Origin of the sequence: Methylophaga pinxianii, from assembly GCF_020447225.1 — a bacterium.
Taxonomy (GTDB): Bacteria; Pseudomonadota; Gammaproteobacteria; order Nitrosococcales; family Methylophagaceae; genus Methylophaga; species Methylophaga pinxianii.
Genome location: NZ_JAJAEO010000085.1, coordinates 1 through 1,715 on the forward strand (window position 1 = coordinate 1; position 1,715 = coordinate 1,715).

Sequence of the window (1,715 nt, forward strand, 5' to 3'; positions counted from 1 at the left end):
CCCCCCCACATCCAACACATTTAATTGTCGTGGCCACAAGACTATAATTCTCTGTACTTAGGTACGGTCATTGCGAGCCATCATGTATACCATCAGCCAGCTTGCCAAATCCGCAGGCGTGAATGTCGAAACAATCCGTTACTACGAACGGCAAAATCTTATCGAACAGCCGAATACGCCGCTCCGGGGCTACAGGCAATATCCGGAAGCAACGCTGACCAAAGTGTTGTTCATTAAGCGTGCCCAGCACCTGGGTTTTACCCTTTCAGAGATCGATGCGCTGATTGAATTAAGCATTGGGTCTTGTCACGAGGTTCAGCACTTGGCCGAACATAAGCTCGACATCGTGCAGGCTAAAATAAAAAACCTGAAGCGTCTGGAGAAGAGCCTGAAAGGTTTCATTTCTTCGTGCCAATCCAATTCTGACTCCACTTCCTGCCCCATTATTGATTCTCTTGTCCCGGCAGGTCGCCGCCTTACTTGACTCCGTAGTGTGGTACGGAGTTTACACTGCCTCTCAGAGGTATTTCGATATGAAGAAAAATTCGCCTGCCTGGTTATTGGGTGGAGGTATGGCCGCTGCCATTGGTGCAAGTCTGTGTTGTGCTGGCCCCTTTGTTTTGTTGTTACTGGGCGTTAGCGGCTCCTGGATCAGTACGTTAACTGCCTTTGAGCCTTTCAGACCCTACTTCATCGCCGTTGTGGTCGTGCTTTACTTGTGGGCCGGTTGGCAGGTCCATCGACCTATTGAGCACTGTCCAGAAGGCAGCGTGTGTGCTCTTCCCAAAAATCGCCAGCGCTATCAAGTAATCTTCTGGATTTTTACGGTTGTGGCACTGCTGCTGATTTTTAGTCCCTATTGGCTGGCGTGGTTCGCTTAGGAGATATGGTATGAAACAACTTTTAATGTTCGTCTTGCTTATGAGCAGTATTGTCACTACGGCGTGGGCCGACTCGCGCACCGTGAAATTGTCGGTACCGAGCATGAATTGCGCGATGTGTCCCATCACCGTGCGCAAAGCCCTGGAAAAGGTGGAGGGTGTAACGCAGGCCAACGTAGATTACGAAACAAAGTCCGCCGTTGTTGTGTATGACGATCAAAAAACGAGTGTGAGCCTGCTCACCAAGGCCACCGAAGATGCCGGGTACCCGTCTACCGAGATCAAACAGGATTAGTCATGGTGCAGGATGTTATTCTGGAATCCGACATTACCTGCCCGGAATGCGGGCTCAAGAAACGGGAAACCATGCCGACAGATGCCTGCCAGTGGTTCTATGAGTGTGAGCAGTGTCACGCTGTGCTGAAGCCCAAAACGGGCGATTGTTGTGTGTATTGCTCTTACGGAACAACAGCCTGCCCACCCATACAGCTCTCGTCACAAACCAAGGGCTGCTGCCAGTGACTTTTCATTTTCGAGGATTCTTCAACCGGATTTAAAAAATAGGCACTTATTTGCAGCTACCCTGTCATTGGGCTGAGATGAAAAATGGCCACCGGAGAAATTTTGTAAACCGTCCAATACCGCTTTCTGTGGCCTCTCTTCCAATTACGCAGAGTGACGCATCCAGTTAGTAATTTAAACTGCGCAGCCGCACGATATTAGGGTCAAAGCGATGCCTGTAGCTGTTTAAATTGTCCTTGAATTGCCGCCTTCTCCTGAAGGATCACCTTGTCTCATCAGTCAAAAGCGCCTCTATTCTGCGCGGTTTTTTTT

4 protein-coding genes are annotated in these 1,715 nt (G+C 49.6%); all 4 read left to right on the forward strand.

Going from position 1 to position 1,715, the window contains the following annotated elements; genetic code table 11:
• Positions 1-82 precede the first annotated feature (82 nt).
• The 4 genes from merR to LGT40_RS16310 are packed head-to-tail and all read left to right on the forward strand — an operon-like array spanning position 83 to position 1,403.
• The gene (gene merR / locus LGT40_RS00445; protein WP_226070178.1) at positions 83-484 is read left to right on the forward strand and encodes a mercury resistance transcriptional regulator MerR; all 402 of its coding nucleotides are present in this window, start codon (positions 83-85) and stop codon (positions 482-484) included.
• 49 nt (positions 485-533) lie between these two features.
• On the forward strand, positions 534-881 hold the full coding sequence (locus tag LGT40_RS00450; RefSeq protein ID WP_226070179.1) for a mercuric transporter MerT family protein: 348 nt from the start codon (positions 534-536) through the stop codon (positions 879-881).
• 10 nt (positions 882-891) lie between these two features.
• Positions 892-1,176, forward strand: a complete 285-nt coding sequence (merP, locus tag LGT40_RS00455) for a mercury resistance system periplasmic binding protein MerP (RefSeq protein WP_226070180.1) — start codon at positions 892-894, stop codon at positions 1,174-1,176.
• A gap of 2 nt (positions 1,177-1,178) precedes the next feature.
• Positions 1,179-1,403, forward strand: a complete 225-nt coding sequence (locus LGT40_RS16310) for a GDCCVxC domain-containing (seleno)protein (RefSeq protein ID WP_247363676.1) — start codon at positions 1,179-1,181, stop codon at positions 1,401-1,403.
• Positions 1,404-1,715: the final 312 nt, after the last annotated feature.